We start from the raw sequence: 15,444 nt of genomic DNA, 5'->3' as shown, positions 1-15,444 counted from the left end.
TTTTGTTTGTGTCGGTGATTACACGTCACTGCAAAAACAAGCGTTGCAAATCGTTCCAGGTCACGACCAGGATCAACAGCATCAGGAAAGCAAAGCCGAGAAAATGCACCATGCCTTCCTTGTGCGGATCGACCGGCCGGCCGCGCAAAGCTTCCACCAGCAAAAACGCCAGCCGTCCTCCGTCCAGTGCCGGCAGCGGCAAGAGGTTAAACAAGCCCAGATTGATGGACAGCACCGCTGCCCACTTCAGCAGGACCGCCAATCCCTGCTGGGCAAATTCGCCCGTCATCTTGAAGATTCCCACCGGTCCGCTCAGGTCGTTCAACCCGACGGCGCCGGTAAACAGCATCCCCAAGCTTTTCAGAATCATCGCGGTAAACTCGTACGTGGAGACGGCTCCGTACTTCAGCACCTCGCCAGGCGCGTACGTCAGCGTCTGCGTCACCATGATCTTGCCGACGTTGTTGTCGTTGTAGATGCGGACTTTTACGCTTTTGCGCTGTCCGTTCCGCTCGATGTCAAACAGCAGTTCCTTGTCGGGGGACTGGCTGACGATCTGCACGATTTCCTTCCATGTAGATACCGGCTGCCCCTGAATGGCGATCACCCGGTCTCCCTGCATCAGGCCCGCCTGTGCTGCGGGGCCGCCTGGCCTTACTTCGCCCAGGTACGGCACGTTGCTGGGGACCCCGTAGGACAGTCCGATCGCCACAAACAGGAGAAAGGCAAGCAAAAAGTTGGCCGCCGGACCGGCAAAGATAGCCAGGAAGCGCTCAGAGACCGTCTTCCCCCTGAACTGCCGGTTGTATGGCGCAATCTGCACCTCCTGCCCGTCCTTGACCAAGTGAGCCTGCGGGTGTACGGAGAACGTCTGCTCCTCCCCGTCCACGTTCAAGGTGAGCGTCAGTTGGTGTTCCAAATCATAGCGGACGATCGTCCCGTTCACGCTGCCGCTGTCCGTTTTGTCCAGCAGAATGCGCGTCACTTTTCCCACTGCATCCCGTTCCACGCTCACTTCCATGTGCGGCTTGAGGATATCCAGCTCCGGATCTTCACCGGCCATGCGCACCATTCCCCCGATTGGCAGCAAGCGCAGTGTGTATTCCGTTTCTCCCCGTTTTATGCTGAAGATTTTCGGCCCCATGCCAAGCGCAAACTCCCGGCAGAGAATGCCGGCCCGTTTGGCCAGCAGGAAATGGCCCAATTCATGCACAAACACGAGTACGCCAAACACGATGATGATCGCGAGAATCGATTCGATCGAATCCAGATTGGGAAAAGGCAAGGGAAAGCCACCTTTCATTACGTTATCGTCAAGCTTCATTATCGTGCAGACAGGGATCGCGCCTGATTGCGGGCCCACTCGTCGGCATCCATGATCTCCTCCAGGGAGGGCTGGCTGATTCCTTTATGGATTTCGCAGGTTTCCTGCACGATGCGTTCAATCTCCAGGAAGCCGATCTCGCCCTGGAGGAAGCGCGCAACGGCAACCTCATTGGCTGCGTTGAGGACGGCGGGATGGGTGCCGCCTTGTTTTCCGCACTCATATGCCAATTGTAACAGAGGATAACGGACAAAATCCATCGGTGCAAAATGCAGGGTTCCGCACTTCACCAGATCAAGCGGCTCTGTCATCAGCGGCATGCGCTTCGGGTAGCTGAGCGCGTACTGAATCGGAACGCGCATGTCCGGGGTGCCCAGTTGAGCCATGACAGCCCGGTCCTTATATTCTACCATAGAGTGAATAATGCTTTCATAGTGCAGGATGCAGTCGATCTGGTCGTACGGCATGTCAAACAGCCAATGGGCTTCGATCACTTCAAACCCTTTGTTCATCATGCTGGCGGAATCAACGGTGATCTTGGCGCCCATGCTCCAATTGGGGTGGTTCAGCGCTTCGGCGACCGTCACGTGGGCCAGTTCCTCCCGGCTCAGATGACGGAACGAGCCGCCGGAAGCCGTCAGGATGATACGGGCTACGTCCTCCCGGCGCTCCCCCTGGAGCGCTTGAAACACGGCGGAATGCTCGCTGTCTACCGGGATGATTGGCACGCCCCGTTCGCGCGCAGCTTTCATGACCAGGTGACCGGCGCTGACAAGCGTCTCCTTGTTGGCCAAGGCGATCGCTTTTCCCGCCTTGATCGCGGCCAGCGTTGGCGCTACTCCCACACTCCCGACCACGGCCGTCACGACGACATCTGCGTCCGGATGACGGGCAGCCAGCTCCAATCCGTCTGTTCCGCAGACGATCTCCGGACGATGGTCGCTGCCGAGCAGCTCCATTAGTTCGCCTACCGCTTTTTCACTGCCAACGGAGACCAGCTCGGGCTTGAATTGCTTCACCTGCTCCGCCAACCGTTCTATATTGTTCCCTGCCGCCAAGGCCACTATCGAAAATTCCTCCGGATGCTGGGCCACTACGTCCAACGTGCTAATGCCGATCGACCCGGTAGAGCCCAAGAGCGATATGCGTTTCAATCGTTTCACCCTCTATATCTCTTTCTATATGGCGTTCGCATTTAGACAATGCCTAGCAGATACAAGACGGGAAAGACCATAATCCAACTGTCGCAGCGATCGAGAACGCCGCCGTGGCCAGGCAGGATACTGCCGGAGTCCTTGACGCCAAAGTGGCGTTTGATCGCCGATTCTACCAAATCCCCCAACTGTCCGGCCACGGCCGCCACCACGGCAATGGCCACAGCCTGTCCGAAGGGAAGATGCCCAAAAGCGGCATTGAGGCCCAGCACGACTGCGACCGCAGCGAGCAGTCCGCCAAACGATCCCTCTACGGTTTTGTTCGGACTGATGGCCGGCCAAAGTTTTCGCCGGCCCACGGCCTTGCCGATGAAATAGGCACCAGAATCGGACGCCCAGATGCCCAGGATGACCAGCATCGTCAGCATCAAGCCGTCCGGGAGGTTGCGCACGGCGGCCATGTAAGTAAATCCGTAGCCTATGTATAACGCCCCTATCAGCGTAAGGGCGGCGTGTTCAATGTGAAACTGGTTTTTTCGCAAAACGGAATAAACCAGCAGCAGCAGCGTGACTGGCAGCACCAAATTCGGTATAACAACACCGGTCCCGGCTGAAAACGAAAGCGCCGGCCAGACGATGCTGACCATCAACGCATAAGCGAGCACACCCGCCGTGCTGAACGGCTGCAGTCCCGCCATCCGCAAAAATTCAAAAAGGCCCATGACGGCCAATAACAACACCAGGAATGAATACCACATGTTCCCCAGATAGACGAGGAACAGGAAGATTGCCCCACCAATGAGGCCTGTAATGATCCGCTGCTTCAACTGATTCCACCTCTCGGCTTAAACCGCCCCGTAGCGTCGAGCTCGGCCCTGGTATTCCACAATTGCCTGATAGAAATGTTCCCGGGTAAAATCAGGCCACAGCACCTCGGTAAACCACAATTCCGTATAGGCCAACTGCCACAACATGAAGTTGCTCAGACGAATTTCTCCGCTGGTGCGGATCAACAGATCCGGATCAGGGATTTCGCTCGTGTAGAGATGCCGGGAAATGACATCTTCATTCAATTGTTCCAGGTCGATTTCACCCGCCTGCAGACGGGCTGCAATATCCTTTACGGCTTCAACAATTTCCTTGCGCGCTCCGTAATTGAGTGCGAAGTTCAACTGCAGGCCGGTGTTATTGCGCGTTCTCTGTTCCGCCGTTTCCAGCGCCTGAATCGTATACGGCGGCAGCTGCTCCCGGCTGCCGACCATCCGCACCCGCACGTTGCGTTCAACCAATTCTTCCAATTCAGTCGACAGAAACTCCTGGGGAAGTCTCATGAGAAAATCCACTTCGTCCCGCGGCCGTTTCCAGTTCTCGGTGGAAAACGCGTACATCGTCAAATACTGTACGCCAATCTCGTCGGCTGCCTTGACGACTTCCTTCACCGTTTTCATCCCTGCCCGATGGCCGGCCACTCGGGGCAAATTGCGCTTTTTGGCCCATCGGCCGTTGCCGTCCATGATCACCGCCACGTGATGCGGAATCTGGCCGGACAGGTCCAGTTCAGTTGTGTTTGCCTGTTGTGCCTTGCGCGACCACTTGCGCGCCAGATGTTCTAACATAAAGTGTTCCCCCGCAATGAGAGATATAGACATACATCCCCCTCAACAGAGGGGGATACCTGGCTTACACTTCGAGAATGTCCTTCTCTTTTTCCTTGATGATCTTGTCCACTTCCGCGATGAACTTGTCCGTGGTCTTTTGGACAGATTCCTGATGACGGCGGGACTCGTCTTCGGAAATGGTGCCGCCCTTTTCCAGCTTCTTGATCTCTTCGTTGGCGTCGCGGCGGATATTGCGGATCGCTACTTTCGCTTCCTCACCGCTCTTGTTTGCCACTTTCACCAGCTCTTTGCGGCGCTCTTCCGTCAGCGGCGGGATGACGATCCGGATGATGGTCCCGTCATTGGAAGGCGTCAGCCCCAGATCAGACTGCTGAATTGCGCGATCGATTTCTTTCAGGGCCGATTTGTCCCACGGCTGGATCGTCAGCATGCGCGGCTCCGGTACGCTGATGTTGGCCAGCTGGCTGATCGGCGTCGGTGTGCCGTAGTAATCCACAGTGATCTTGTCCAGCATCGCCGGATTGGCACGGCCGGCACGCAGGCTGGCAAGGTCTTTCTTCAGCGTGGCAATCGCTTTGTTCATGCGTTCTTCCATGTCTTTCAGCACGGTTTGCGGCATTATGATTCCCCCTTCACCAGTGTACCGATCTTTTCGCCCATTACGGCACGGCGAATGTTGCCTTCTTCGGAAATGTTGAAGACAATCAACGGAATGTTGTTGTCCATGCACAGGCTGGACGCCGTCGAATCCATGACGCCCAATCCCTTGTTGAGCACCTCGAGGAACGTCAGTTCATCATACTTGACCGCTGCAGGATCGATGCTGGGGTCGGCGGAGTAGACGCCGTCCACCTTGTTTTTCGCCATCAAAATCACTTCGGCCTCGATTTCCGCTGCACGCAGGGCTGCCGTTGTATCCGTGGAGAAATACGGATTGCCCGTGCCTGCCGCAAAAATCACGACCCGTTTTTTCTCCAGATGGCGGATCGCCCGGCGGCGTATGTACGGTTCTGCCACCTGTCTCATTTCAATCGACGTTTGTACGCGAGTCGGGACGTTCACTTTTTCCAATCCATCCTGCAGGGCGAGCGAGTTCATGACCGTTGCCAGCATGCCCATGTAATCGGCAGTGGCCCGATCCATGCCTTTGGAGCTGCCGGAAAGTCCGCGCCAGATATTGCCTCCACCGACAACGACTGCGACTTGTACACCCAATTCTACAATTTCCTTGATCTGATTAGCGATGGAGAAAATCACTTTCGGGTCGATCCCGTACCCTAATTCTCCCGCCAGAGCTTCCCCACTCAACTTTAACACAACCCGTTTATAGGCAGGAAGTGGCATGTGAAACGGCCTCCATTCATGATTCATTCTCTGTCCGGCACCGGATTCCTTCCGGCACCTGCCGGCGGCTGGTTCTTTTTACGCGGATGAGAGTTTCACACAAGATCGCGTGAAACTCTCTTTTGCCAAACCTCTTACAAAATAGGGAACACACAGGTGTTCCCTATTTCGATTGTTACTGTTTATTCACTTGCGCCATTACTTCCGCAGCGAAGTCTTCCTGTTTTTTCTCGATGCCTTCGCCTACTTGGAAGCGGACAAATGCCTTCAGCGTAGCGCCTGCCTCTTTCAAGAGAGCGGATACTTTCTTGTCCGGATCTTTCACGAATGGTTGTTCAACCATGACGAACTCTTCGAAGAACTTGCCGAGGCGGCCTTCCACCATTTTCTCCACAATGTTGGCCGGTTTGCCTTCAGCCAGTGCCTGGTTCTTCAATACTTCGCGCTCGCGTTCGATCTCTTCTTGAGATACCTCTTCACGGTTGGCATAACGCGGGTTGGATGCAGCAGCGTGCATGCCCAGATCTTTTGCCAACACTTCGTCCTTGGTGCCTTCCAGCGCTACCAGAACACCGATTTTACCGCCCATGTGCAGGTATGCGCCGAACACGCCGTTGTCGGATTTCTCCAGAATGGAGAAGCGGCGGAAGGTGATGTTTTCACCGATGGTGGCGATCTTCTCGCTGATCACTTGGGAGAGTTTATCGCCATTGCCTTTAAACGGCTGTTCCAGAGCAGCTTCCACGCTGGCCGGACGTTGTGTTACAACGTGCTCGGCAATGTCTTTTACCAGCGTTTGGAACTCAGGGTTTTTCGCCACGAAGTCGGTCTCGCAGTTAACTTCCACGATCGCAGCCACGTTGCCCTCAATCGCGTAGGAGGTAAGCCCTTCCGCAGCGATGCGGCCCGCTTTTTTCGCTGCTTTGGCGATGCCGCGCTCACGCAGCAGGTCAATCGCCTTTTCCATGTCGCCGTTGGTTTCTTCCAGGGCGCGTTTGCAGTCCATCATGCCTGCGCCGGTGCGTTCGCGCAGTTCTTTCACCGCTTGTGCACTGATTGCCATGAGTTGAACCTCCTTGAAAAATGACGAGCTAAGTATATAGTGGTGAATAAAGGGTGGACGGGGTTCTGAAACCCTCAGTCCACCCTCTTAACACTTGCTTACGCAGTTGTTGTGGTTTGTTGTTCTCCGCCTTGGCTGCCTTCCAGCAGAGCGTCAGCCATTTTGGAGGTGAGCAGTTTCACGGCGCGGATCGCGTCGTCGTTACCCGGAATGACGTAGTCGATTTCGTCCGGATCGCAGTTGGTATCGACAATCGCCACGATCGGGATGCCCAGCTTGCGAGCTTCCGCTACAGCGATGCGCTCTTTGCGCGGGTCGATGACGAACAGGGCGTCCGGCAGTTCTTCCATGTTCGCGATACCGCCGAGGAATTTCTCCAGGCGCTCTTTTTCCTTGCGCAGCACGATAACTTCTTTCTTCGGCAGTACGTCGAAGGTGCCGTCTTCTTCCATGCGGTTCAGCTCAGCCAGACGAGCTGTACGTTTTTTGATGGTAGCGAAGTTGGTCAGCGTGCCGCCCAACCAACGTTGGTTGATGTAGTAGTGACCAGTGCGTTCCGCTTCTTCTTTCACGGATTCCTGCGCTTGCTTCTTCGTGCCCACGAAGAGCATTTTGCCGCCGTTTGCAGCGAGTTCACGCACGAAGTTGTACGCTTCCTCTACTTTCTTAACGGTTTTTTGCAGGTCGATAATGTAGATACCATTGCGTTCGGTGAAGATATAGCGAGCCATTTTCGGATTCCAGCGACGAGTTTGGTGACCGAAGTGAACACCAGCCTCGAGCAGCTGTTTCATCGAAATAACTGCCATATTTCACACCTCCTTCAGATTGGTTTTTAGCGATGCCTACCTCCGCCTCACCGCATCTTCCGGACAAGACTGCCGATTGGCAGCACCGTTGTCGGAATTGGTGGACGTGCGAATTCAACACCGTTAATGAATATATCATATGGCACTTTCAAATGCAACAAACGATTCCTTTGTTTTTTGCAAAATTGTTCCTCTCCTGTTCGAGGCGTCATTCGCCCGCCGGGCACCGGCCCGGGCCGCGCGCAAACGGGATGGCAGACGGCGGCCTGTCCCCCAAAAAAACACCGCCTTACTTCGCAGGCGGTGTAGTGATAATCCGGACGATCTCCGCTTCGCTTGCACCTACCGGGATCTGATAGGTCCCGACGCGAATCCGGTTCAGTTTGTTCTGTGCGCGCAGCGTCTCCACCAGTGTGTTGTCGGCCTTGAGAACACCCGCTTCCACCATCGAGCGGGCGACACCTTCGGCGGTGGCCCTGTACGGGACCTGAACCGTGACGGTCGCTGCAGGCGGCTTCGGTGCCGACGGAGTGGAATTGGCGGTGTTCCCGCCCGGTTTGGACGAATCACCGGCAGCAGCCGGGGCGGGTGTGGACGGCGGCTGCGGCCCGCTGTTGTCCTCAGGTGGTCGAGGCGATTGCGTTTTGGGCTGTGTCGGTGCCGTTACAGAGGGTGTCTGCGGCTGCTTCGGCGACGCCGCAGACGGAAGCGAGACGTTCTGCTCCTGTCGCAAGCGGTCGTACTCGGCTTTGGACAGGATCACCATCTGCAAAGCCTCAGCCGCCTGCTTTACCTGTTCCTTGGTCAGCGAAGCAGAAGAGGCAGGAGCAGCATGTTGCACCGCTCCCAGAACGGCCGATGCCACAAACAGGCCGGCGCCAAACCCAAACAACCATTCACGCTTACTCATCGGCCTTCCCTCGCTCATGAGAACCGGCCAGCGAGAGAATCAATTCGATCTCGCCCTGCCCGGCTCCCAGCCTTTTGGCGATTTCATCGGAGGACAATCCCTCCTGCCGCAGTTCAAAAACGCGCCGATAGCGCTCCTGAAGAGCAAACACATCGGCTGCTACCGCTTCACTTGTACGCGGAGCCTCTGCATCAGCTGCTTGTCCCGCAGCGCTCCATGCGGACCATTCGCTTTCCATACGGGCCAAGTGCTGCTTCAGTTCCGCCACCTCTTTCGCGAGTTCCGCATGTGCTTGCGTCCATCTGCCTTCCGTCGCTTTCTGTTCGTGCCTGATTTGGTTCAGAAACCGCTGCAGGCTTTTTTCCATGTCAGCCTTGTCCCACGCCTCGTTCGGCGCGGTTTCAACAGAGGCGGCCGTCTGTTTCCGTTTGCTCAGGAACGCCGCTGCCATAATCAGCGCTCCTGCACCCATCAGAATATAATAAGGAAGATCCATTGAAGTCACCTGTGCTCCCATCTTGTCTCGGATGTTTACAATGAGATGTCGATAAACCTTCCGCGCAGCGGATCACGCATCAGCACGCCGTCCGACGTACTGCCCTGATCCGTCCCATCCTTCGCTTCGTTTAGTTCCGCGCCGGAATCGGCTTGCTTTTTTCGCTTTTGCTGTTGCTCTCGTTCCCGAATCATGTTTTTTTCCGTCTCGTTGACGTCAGTGGGGCGCTGGCGCATCTGCTGATCCGTCAGTTTTCGGTCATCCGTCTGCCACTGCTGCTGGTGCACGGTCCTCTGCTGATCATGTTCCTGAATGCGGCCGATCTCCGGGCTCCGCGGCACTGACACCTGCCATTCAACCGCTTTCAAACTCATCCGGACTCAACTCCTTCAACCCGTTTCCCATCATGCTGCGTCAGATGAGATGGGAAGTGGTGATTTCCCCCTCCAGCGCGATAAACCGGGTACGGGAGAACTCCTGTTTGATGAAGCGCACCAGTTTGCCAAACACCAGCTTGATACCGGGATACATCAGGTTGTACACTTCCACGGCAGCCGGCGCGTCCCCTTCCAATTCCTGTTCCAGTTCTTTTTTTCGCGCCTCCAGTTTCTTTACCTCTTTCTCCAGCACGAGACGCGTATTGGTCAGCTTGATCTGCATCGTTCGTTTTTCCGGAGGCAGTTCGCCGGCGGCCTGCAGCATTTGATTGAGGACGCCCAGCCCCTGATCCGTTTTGCGTAAATTTTCGTACACGTTTTGCAGTTCCTTGGTGATCGAAGACAGTTCCTTTCTGAGCTCCGGTTTGACGCCCACTTCCAGTATGGTCGGGGTCGCGCTTGCATTGCCGATGACGCGAGCCGCGATCTTTTCCCCCGCCTGCAGCAGGCCGCCGATGATAAACCCCTTGGTTCCGTTGCAGATGATCTGCTTTCCGGCCCGGACCTGGGAAAACATGATGCTCTGCGACACCAGCACCTGATTGCCGGCGGTGACGTTCGCGTTCTGGATATAGGATGTCTTTACATTGTAGCCGGCCACCACATGTCCCTTGTCCTGAGCGACGATGCCGTTGCGAATTTCGATCGAGCCCCCTGCCTCCAGCTCAGCTCCCTCCACGCTGCCGAACACGCGGATATCGCCGGACGCCTTTACCCTGAACCCGGTCGGGACGTTCCCGCGAATGACCACCGTTCCCACGAAGTCGATGTTGCCGACGCGAAAGTCTACATCTCCGTTCACTTCAAACACGGGAAAGACATTCACCTTGTCGTTCTCCGTAAACGACACCTGGCCGTCGATGGCGGCGTAGAGCAGCGTCCGTTCCTGATTCATCACCACGTTTTTTCCCGGCTTGATCATGACTTCCCTGCCGTCCTTCGGCGCAATGGGCTCGCCTGTCACGGCCGTACCCGGCGTCCCAGGTGTTGGCGGCGTCTTGGCAGCCAGCAACTGTCCTTTGGCCACGTTGGGAATATTGGTGATGCTGTAGTAATCCACTCGCCCGTCATCCAACTCTTTGGGCCGTTTGTCGCCATGCAGCAGCGTCAGAAATGGATACTCGATTTTTCCGTCGAGCCCGGGAACCGGCGGTGTGCCGCGGGCGACGGTGACCGGAACATTGGCGAATTTGTCAGGATTGCCGACCAGTTCGCTGATGACGCTGTCTAATACGCCGTATGTCACATTTTTCGCGTGCAGGGCATCACGCACGTCTTTTTCCGTAATGAGGATAGGGCCACCCCGCCCCTCGTCGGGGACGACCAACGTGACCCTTGCCTCCAGCTTGTCGGGAGAGATGTTCACTTCCAGTCTGATGTTCCCTGTCTCTTCCATCTTTATTGCCCCCTCAAAACCATGGATTGCTCTCTTTCTGCAATCCCCACTCCTGTCCAGTCCTACATCAACTGCGATTTCCATCGCGACAGAGCTGAGCGCATGCGGGAAATCGCTTTGGAATGAAGCTGCGAGATGCGGGACGGAGAGAGATTCATCACTTCGGCAATCTCTGACAAAGACAGTTCTTCAAAGTAGAACAGCGAGACGACCAACCGTTCTTTTTCCGGCAGCTTGTCGATGACGCCGACCAAAACCTCCTTCAACCCGGCGGTTTCCGCCACGTATTCCGGACTGGGCGTCACTTCATCGATGATATAGGAATGACGTGCGGTCTTTTGTTCGTCTTCTTCGCCGACCGCTTCATCAATGGAGATCATCGATGCCAGCGAGGTCTCGTAGTGAACCTGGCGCAGTTCCTTCTCGGAGATGCCCAGATACTGGGACACTTCCCCTTCAGTGGGCGTGCGGAGCTTCTCCTGTTCCAGGTAGGAATAGGCCTCTTCGATCTTCTTGGCCTTGTCCCGAATTGTCCGCGGAATCCAGTCGTTTTCCCGCAGTCCATCAATCATTGCGCCGCGAATGCGCCACATCGCGTAGGTCTCAAATTGCAGACCGCGCGTATGGTCAAACTTGGCCAGCGCATCCAGCAGGCCAAAGCGGCCGTAACTGATCAGATCGTCCTTGTCCACATTGGCCGGCAGGTTGCCAGCCAAACGACTGGCAACCTTGTCGACGAGCGGGAGGTACTGGTTCACCAGGTCCTCCTCCGCCTCGCGACTGCCTTCCTGCTTCCACATCACCCATTTATCGAACTGTCTTGCCTTCTCCTGATTGGTAAGCCGTGCCACGAATCAGTCACCAACCTTTACTCATCAGTTAACCGCCTGACAACATCCGCAACGACAGCGGGATCTTGAACTGGTGCAATTCGGTCGATCTGGTTTGTGTTCAGCGGCGTAAACGGTTCATCGTCCAAAGCGGTCCGCTGTTCCCCGCTCTCCGGTGAGGCATCCGTTTCTTCCGCTGCAGCCTTGCCCGTGGCGGCCTCCGATGTATCCATGACCCTTGCCAGCAGCCAGCGCAGGGGAAACGCCACGAGAAAAAAGAGAATGAAAGCCATAAAGGCCCGCTCCAGCGAGACAAGCCAGGTGTTTCCTCCCAACGCCGTGGCCAGCGTCATGACGAAGCCGAGCAAACCGATTCCTGTGTTCAGCCAAATGGTTCCCCACATACCTATACTTCCTTCACACCTTGATTTACGGTCCGAATCTGGAGAATGCCCGTAGACGTGTCGAATTCGATCGTCCTTCCGCAATTGCCGCCAGTATCCTCAGCCACAATCCTGATCTGCGCGGATTGGAGCGCCTTCTTGCAGGCCTCTACGTTGCGCGGACCAATCCGCATCGTATCGCAGTTGCCCAAAGCCGCGAACATCTGCGCGCCGCCCGCCATCTTGGCCACCATGTGGCGGACCGACGCGCCTGCCCGCTCCATCTCCTGAATCAATCGGGGAATCGCCGTATCCGCGTATTTCCCCACCGTGATCTGCCCGCCTTTTCCCAAAGACGATTCAGGCAGCATCACATGGGCCATTCCGCCCACCTTGTGCACGACGTCATACAGCACAACTCCGACGCACGATCCCAATCCAGTCGTGCGCAACCGGTCCGGAGATTTTGCCACGCCCAAGTCTGCCATGCCGATTCTAATGATCTCCATCGAACGGAACTCCTAATGAATCAAATAGTGTTTTCAACGAATCCGGGTCCGGTATCAGAAAAAAGTGGCCTTTCACCCGATCGTTTCCTTCAAAAAAGGCGGTGTCTATCGTCAGGGCGACGTCACCCGTATGCCCGAGCTCGATCAACCCGTGGCTGAGGATCGCTCCGGCCATGTCGATGGCCAGCGCCGGCACGGAAGGCTGCATGCTCAGATTGGTGAAGTCGGCCAGCGACGACAGATACGACCCGGTCAGGATATTGCCGATTTCGTGCAGGGCGGAATACTCGAAATCGGTCCATTCGTACACGTCCTTATCCGCACCTGTCATCTGCCGCAGCAGGCTGCGTGCGGACTCCATGTCCAGGATAAAGAACATGTTGCCGGGGCAATCCCCTTCCACGCGAAGGTACACCGTCACGACAATCGCCTCGGAACCGCCGACACAATCGGCCACCTCATCAAACGGGATCACACTGACCTTCGGCACATTCATGTCAATTTCTTTTTGTATGAGCTTGGAGAGTGCCGTAGCGGCATGGCCGGCGCCAATGTTGCCCACCTCGCGCAGCACGTCGAATTGAAAGTCTCCAAACTTGGCAAAGTAATTCATCGCACTTATCCCTCAAGCGCGTCCAATTGCTTGATTTCTTCGTTGCTCAACACCTTGTCGAGGTTGAGCAGGATCAGGAGGCGTTTCTCCAGCTTGGCCACACCCCGCAGATATGCCGCTTCCACGCCGCCGACCACTTCCGGCGGCGGCTCGATGGCATCGATCGGGATGTCGATCACGTCGTTGGCCGCGTCGACGATCAGCCCCACTTCCAGCTCACCCACCCCTACGATGATGATCCGGGTCGATTCGCCGTAGGCTGTCTCCTCCAGGCCGAAACGGCTGCGCAGGTCAATGATCGGCGTCACCACGCCGCGCAGGTTGATGACCCCTTTGACAAACTTGGGCGTGCGCGGAACGCGCGTGATATGCTCCAATTTTTCAATCGACTTGACCTGGTTCACCTCAACGCCGTACTCTTCGTCTTTCAACCGAAAAACAATGACTTTTACTTCGCCTGTGATTTCTTTTTGCTCCAGCATGGGCTGCGCCTCCCTTTACTTGATCAGTGCGTTGCAATCGATAATCAGTGCAACCTGTCCGTCGCCGAGGATCGTCGCACCGGAGATGGCAAAGACGTTCACCAGGTATTTGCCCAGTGATTTCAGCACAATCTCCTGCTGACCGATGAAGGAATCGACCACCAGGCCGGCCATTTTTTCTCCCTTGCGAACGATTACGACGGCCACTTCGTCCTCACTGCCCACTCCTGCGTCGGGCACCTGGAAGATGTCCTTCAGCGAGACGAGGGGAACCACCCTGCCGCGGAAATCGATCACCTGCTGCTGATGCGCCATCATGATCTCATCTTTGCGGAATACAGCGGTCTCGATGATCGAGCTGAGCGGAACAGCGTACTTCTCGTTTTGCACCTGTACCAGCATCGCCGAGATAATGGACAGGGTGAGCGGAAGCTGGATGAGGAACGTGGTGCCCTGGCCGCGGACGGAGTCAACGCTGACGCTGCCGCCCAGCGATTCAATTTTGGACTTCACTACATCCAGGCCGACTCCTCGGCCGGAGATGTCAGAGATGACCTCAGCCGTGCTCAGACCGGATGCAAACAGCAGCTCGAAAATCTGCTTGTCCGTCATGTTGTCGGCATTGGCGGGATTGACGATGCCCCGCTCGATCGCTTTTTTCAGGACCTTCTCCTTGTTGATGCCGGCCCCGTCGTCCTTCACCTCGATGAAGACGTGGTTACCGCTGTGGTACGCGCGAAGGCAGATGGTCCCCTCTTCCGGCTTGCCCGCCTTTTTCCGTTCCTCCGGCGATTCGATGCCATGGTCGAGCGAATTGCGCAGGAGGTGCACCAATGGGTCTCCGATCTCGTCGATCACGGTGCGGTCCAGCTCAGTTTCCGCTCCATAAATTTCCAAATTTACTTTTTTGTTTAATTCTTTCGCCAAATCGCGCACCATCCGCGGGAAGCGGTTAAAGACCTGCTCAACCGGCACCATACGCATGGTCAGAATGATGTTCTGCAGGTCGCCGCTGATGCGGCTCATGTGTTCGACGGTCTCCTGCAGTTCGCTCTTGCCGATCTCGCGTGCCAACTGCTCCAGCCGTCCCCTGTCAATCACCAGCTCGCTGAACAGGTTCATCAGCACATCCAGCCGCTCGATATCCACGCGAATCGTCTTGCCCCCGGCGGACACCTTTTTCATACCGCCTGCCGGTGCGTCCGGTTTTTTCTCAACCGCCGGCGCTGCACTGGCTGCCGCCTGCTCTTTCGCCTGCTTTACTTCCTGCTCGGCTTTGGCAGCCGGTTCTTGCAACTGCAGCGGCTCCAGCTCCACATCGCTGATTTCTGAAATGTTGGTGATGGTTTGGCGGATCTTGTCGGCCGGCTGCATCGTGACGTACACCAGTTCAAACGAGCGGTCAAACCGTTCGTTCTCAATCTCTTCCACCGCCGGCGTCGACTTGATCACGTCGCCCATCGACTCCAGCTGATCAAACACCATGTAGGCGCGGGCCGCCTTCAGCACGCATCCTTCGTCAAGCGTCACCTTGATCCAGAACAGATTGTGGCCCACGTCCTTGGACTGCTTCAAAACGGTGAGGGCAAACTCGTCCAGGTCGTACTGCCTCTCTGATCCGGCAGCTTCATTTCCGGCGGGGGCAGCCTCCACCACCGCAGCCGTCTCCACAGCGGAAAAATCGCCCGCCACGATGGCACGCAGCTTTTTCACCAGAGTGGAAACATCTGCGGAACCGTCGCCGCCTTCCATGATGTTCATCACCATGCTCTCGATCAAATCGACGCTCTGAAAGATGACGTCCATGATATCGCTGGTAATTGTCAGCTTGTGGTTGCGGATCATGTCCAACACGTTTTCCGTCTCATGCGTGAGGCTTGCCATGTCCTCAAACCCCATGGTGGCCGACATTCCCTTCAGCGTATGGGCGGAACGGAAGATTTCGTTGACGATCTGGATGTTCTCCGGATCATTCTCCAACAGGAGCAAATTGGCGTTGATCGCCTGCAGGTGTTCCTTTGACTCTTCGATAAACATGTCCAGGTATTGATTCATGTCCACGGGTGATCCACCTC

18 protein-coding genes are annotated in these 15,444 nt (G+C 56.2%); all 18 read right to left on the bottom strand.

What is annotated here, in order from left to right; translation table 11 throughout:
• Nucleotides 1-25: 25 nt before the first annotated feature.
• Nucleotides 26-1,285 (bottom strand): RIP metalloprotease RseP, encoded by a 1,260-nt coding sequence (rseP, locus tag Q7F15_RS09030; RefSeq protein ID WP_212132455.1) that lies wholly within the window; start codon nt 1,283-1,285, stop codon nt 26-28.
• A gap of 38 nt (nt 1,286-1,323) precedes the next feature.
• Complete coding sequence (locus Q7F15_RS09025) at nt 1,324-2,478, bottom strand: 1-deoxy-D-xylulose-5-phosphate reductoisomerase (RefSeq protein WP_212132488.1); 1,155 nt, start codon at nt 2,476-2,478, stop codon at nt 1,324-1,326.
• Between the two features lie 41 nt (nt 2,479-2,519).
• Nucleotides 2,520-3,305: a phosphatidate cytidylyltransferase gene (locus tag Q7F15_RS09020; protein WP_171564670.1), complete on the bottom strand. Its 786-nt coding sequence runs from the start codon at nt 3,303-3,305 to the stop codon at nt 2,520-2,522.
• A gap of 18 nt (nt 3,306-3,323) precedes the next feature.
• Nucleotides 3,324-4,094, bottom strand: coding sequence for an undecaprenyl pyrophosphate synthase (uppS, locus tag Q7F15_RS09015; protein WP_212132456.1), 771 nt, complete (start codon nt 4,092-4,094; stop codon nt 3,324-3,326).
• A gap of 64 nt (nt 4,095-4,158) precedes the next feature.
• Nucleotides 4,159-4,716, bottom strand: coding sequence for a ribosome recycling factor (frr, locus tag Q7F15_RS09010; RefSeq protein WP_171564668.1), 558 nt, complete (start codon nt 4,714-4,716; stop codon nt 4,159-4,161).
• Nucleotides 4,716-5,441 carry a UMP kinase gene (gene pyrH / locus Q7F15_RS09005; protein ID WP_171564667.1) on the bottom strand — a complete coding sequence of 242 codons (726 nt, stop codon included), beginning with the start codon at nt 5,439-5,441 and terminating at the stop codon, nt 4,716-4,718. Before pyrH ends, frr begins: the two co-directional genes overlap by 1 nt.
• Before the next feature lie 175 nt (nt 5,442-5,616).
• Nucleotides 5,617-6,504, bottom strand: coding sequence for a translation elongation factor Ts (gene tsf, locus Q7F15_RS09000; protein ID WP_171564666.1), 888 nt, complete (start codon nt 6,502-6,504; stop codon nt 5,617-5,619).
• A 98-nt stretch (nt 6,505-6,602) separates the two neighbouring features.
• Complete coding sequence (gene rpsB, locus Q7F15_RS08995; RefSeq protein ID WP_029098978.1) at nt 6,603-7,313, bottom strand: 30S ribosomal protein S2; 711 nt, start codon at nt 7,311-7,313, stop codon at nt 6,603-6,605.
• A 289-nt stretch (nt 7,314-7,602) separates the two neighbouring features.
• The gene (locus Q7F15_RS08990) at nt 7,603-8,223 is read right to left on the bottom strand and encodes a DNA polymerase III subunit gamma/tau (RefSeq protein WP_212132457.1); all 621 of its coding nucleotides are present in this window, start codon (nt 8,221-8,223) and stop codon (nt 7,603-7,605) included.
• Nucleotides 8,216-8,674, bottom strand: coding sequence for a sigma factor-like helix-turn-helix DNA-binding protein (locus Q7F15_RS08985; RefSeq protein ID WP_171564664.1), 459 nt, complete (start codon nt 8,672-8,674; stop codon nt 8,216-8,218). Before Q7F15_RS08985 ends, Q7F15_RS08990 begins: the two co-directional genes overlap by 8 nt.
• Nucleotides 8,675-8,754: 80 nt before the next feature.
• The gene (locus Q7F15_RS08980; RefSeq protein ID WP_212132458.1) at nt 8,755-9,093 is read right to left on the bottom strand and encodes a hypothetical protein; all 339 of its coding nucleotides are present in this window, start codon (nt 9,091-9,093) and stop codon (nt 8,755-8,757) included.
• A 40-nt stretch (nt 9,094-9,133) separates the two neighbouring features.
• Nucleotides 9,134-10,552 carry a flagellar assembly protein A gene (locus Q7F15_RS08975; protein WP_171564662.1) on the bottom strand — a complete coding sequence of 473 codons (1,419 nt, stop codon included), beginning with the start codon at nt 10,550-10,552 and terminating at the stop codon, nt 9,134-9,136.
• Between the two features lie 62 nt (nt 10,553-10,614).
• On the bottom strand, nt 10,615-11,403 hold the full coding sequence (locus Q7F15_RS08970; RefSeq protein WP_171564661.1) for a FliA/WhiG family RNA polymerase sigma factor: 789 nt from the start codon (nt 11,401-11,403) through the stop codon (nt 10,615-10,617).
• 17 nt (nt 11,404-11,420) lie between these two features.
• Nucleotides 11,421-11,786, bottom strand: coding sequence for a hypothetical protein (locus Q7F15_RS08965; protein WP_171564660.1), 366 nt, complete (start codon nt 11,784-11,786; stop codon nt 11,421-11,423).
• Between the two features lie 2 nt (nt 11,787-11,788).
• Nucleotides 11,789-12,274: a chemotaxis protein CheD gene (locus tag Q7F15_RS08960; protein ID WP_171564659.1), complete on the bottom strand. Its 486-nt coding sequence runs from the start codon at nt 12,272-12,274 to the stop codon at nt 11,789-11,791.
• Complete coding sequence (locus Q7F15_RS08955) at nt 12,261-12,887, bottom strand: chemotaxis protein CheC (RefSeq protein WP_171564658.1); 627 nt, start codon at nt 12,885-12,887, stop codon at nt 12,261-12,263. The genes Q7F15_RS08960 and Q7F15_RS08955 overlap by 14 nt, the downstream gene beginning before the upstream one ends.
• Nucleotides 12,888-12,892: 5 nt before the next feature.
• On the bottom strand, nt 12,893-13,369 hold the full coding sequence (locus Q7F15_RS08950; RefSeq protein WP_171564657.1) for a chemotaxis protein CheW: 477 nt from the start codon (nt 13,367-13,369) through the stop codon (nt 12,893-12,895).
• A 15-nt stretch (nt 13,370-13,384) separates the two neighbouring features.
• Nucleotides 13,385-15,430: a chemotaxis protein CheA gene (locus tag Q7F15_RS08945; protein WP_230077017.1), complete on the bottom strand. Its 2,046-nt coding sequence runs from the start codon at nt 15,428-15,430 to the stop codon at nt 13,385-13,387.
• Between the last annotated feature and the right edge of the window lie 14 nt (nt 15,431-15,444).

It is taken from the genome of Brevibacillus aydinogluensis, assembly GCF_961514395.1.
Taxonomy (GTDB): domain Bacteria; phylum Bacillota; class Bacilli; order Brevibacillales; family Brevibacillaceae; genus Brevibacillus; species Brevibacillus aydinogluensis.
This window is presented reverse-complemented; position numbering and strand designations above follow the sequence as displayed.

Coding starts and splice junctions, on each gene's coding strand:
- uppS (WP_212132456.1), bottom strand. CDS start 4,094: ATGTTAGAACATCTGGCGCGCAAGTGGTCGCGCAAGGCACAACAGGCA.
- frr (WP_171564668.1), bottom strand. CDS start 4,716: ATGCCGCAAACCGTGCTGAAAGACATGGAAGAACGCATGAACAAAGCG.
- pyrH (WP_171564667.1), bottom strand. CDS start 5,441: ATGCCACTTCCTGCCTATAAACGGGTTGTGTTAAAGTTGAGTGGGGAA.
- tsf (WP_171564666.1), bottom strand. CDS start 6,504: ATGGCAATCAGTGCACAAGCGGTGAAAGAACTGCGCGAACGCACCGGC.
- rpsB (WP_029098978.1), bottom strand. CDS start 7,313: ATGGCAGTTATTTCGATGAAACAGCTGCTCGAGGCTGGTGTTCACTTC.
- Q7F15_RS08990 (WP_212132457.1), bottom strand. CDS start 8,223: ATGAGTAAGCGTGAATGGTTGTTTGGGTTTGGCGCCGGCCTGTTTGTG.
- Q7F15_RS08985 (WP_171564664.1), bottom strand. CDS start 8,674: ATGGCAGCGGCGTTCCTGAGCAAACGGAAACAGACGGCCGCCTCTGTT.
- Q7F15_RS08980 (WP_212132458.1), bottom strand. CDS start 9,093: ATGAGTTTGAAAGCGGTTGAATGGCAGGTGTCAGTGCCGCGGAGCCCG.
- Q7F15_RS08975 (WP_171564662.1), bottom strand. CDS start 10,552: ATGGAAGAGACAGGGAACATCAGACTGGAAGTGAACATCTCTCCCGAC.
- Q7F15_RS08965 (WP_171564660.1), bottom strand. CDS start 11,786: ATGTGGGGAACCATTTGGCTGAACACAGGAATCGGTTTGCTCGGCTTC.
- Q7F15_RS08960 (WP_171564659.1), bottom strand. CDS start 12,274: ATGGAGATCATTAGAATCGGCATGGCAGACTTGGGCGTGGCAAAATCT.
- Q7F15_RS08955 (WP_171564658.1), bottom strand. CDS start 12,887: ATGAATTACTTTGCCAAGTTTGGAGACTTTCAATTCGACGTGCTGCGC.
- Q7F15_RS08950 (WP_171564657.1), bottom strand. CDS start 13,369: ATGCTGGAGCAAAAAGAAATCACAGGCGAAGTAAAAGTCATTGTTTTT.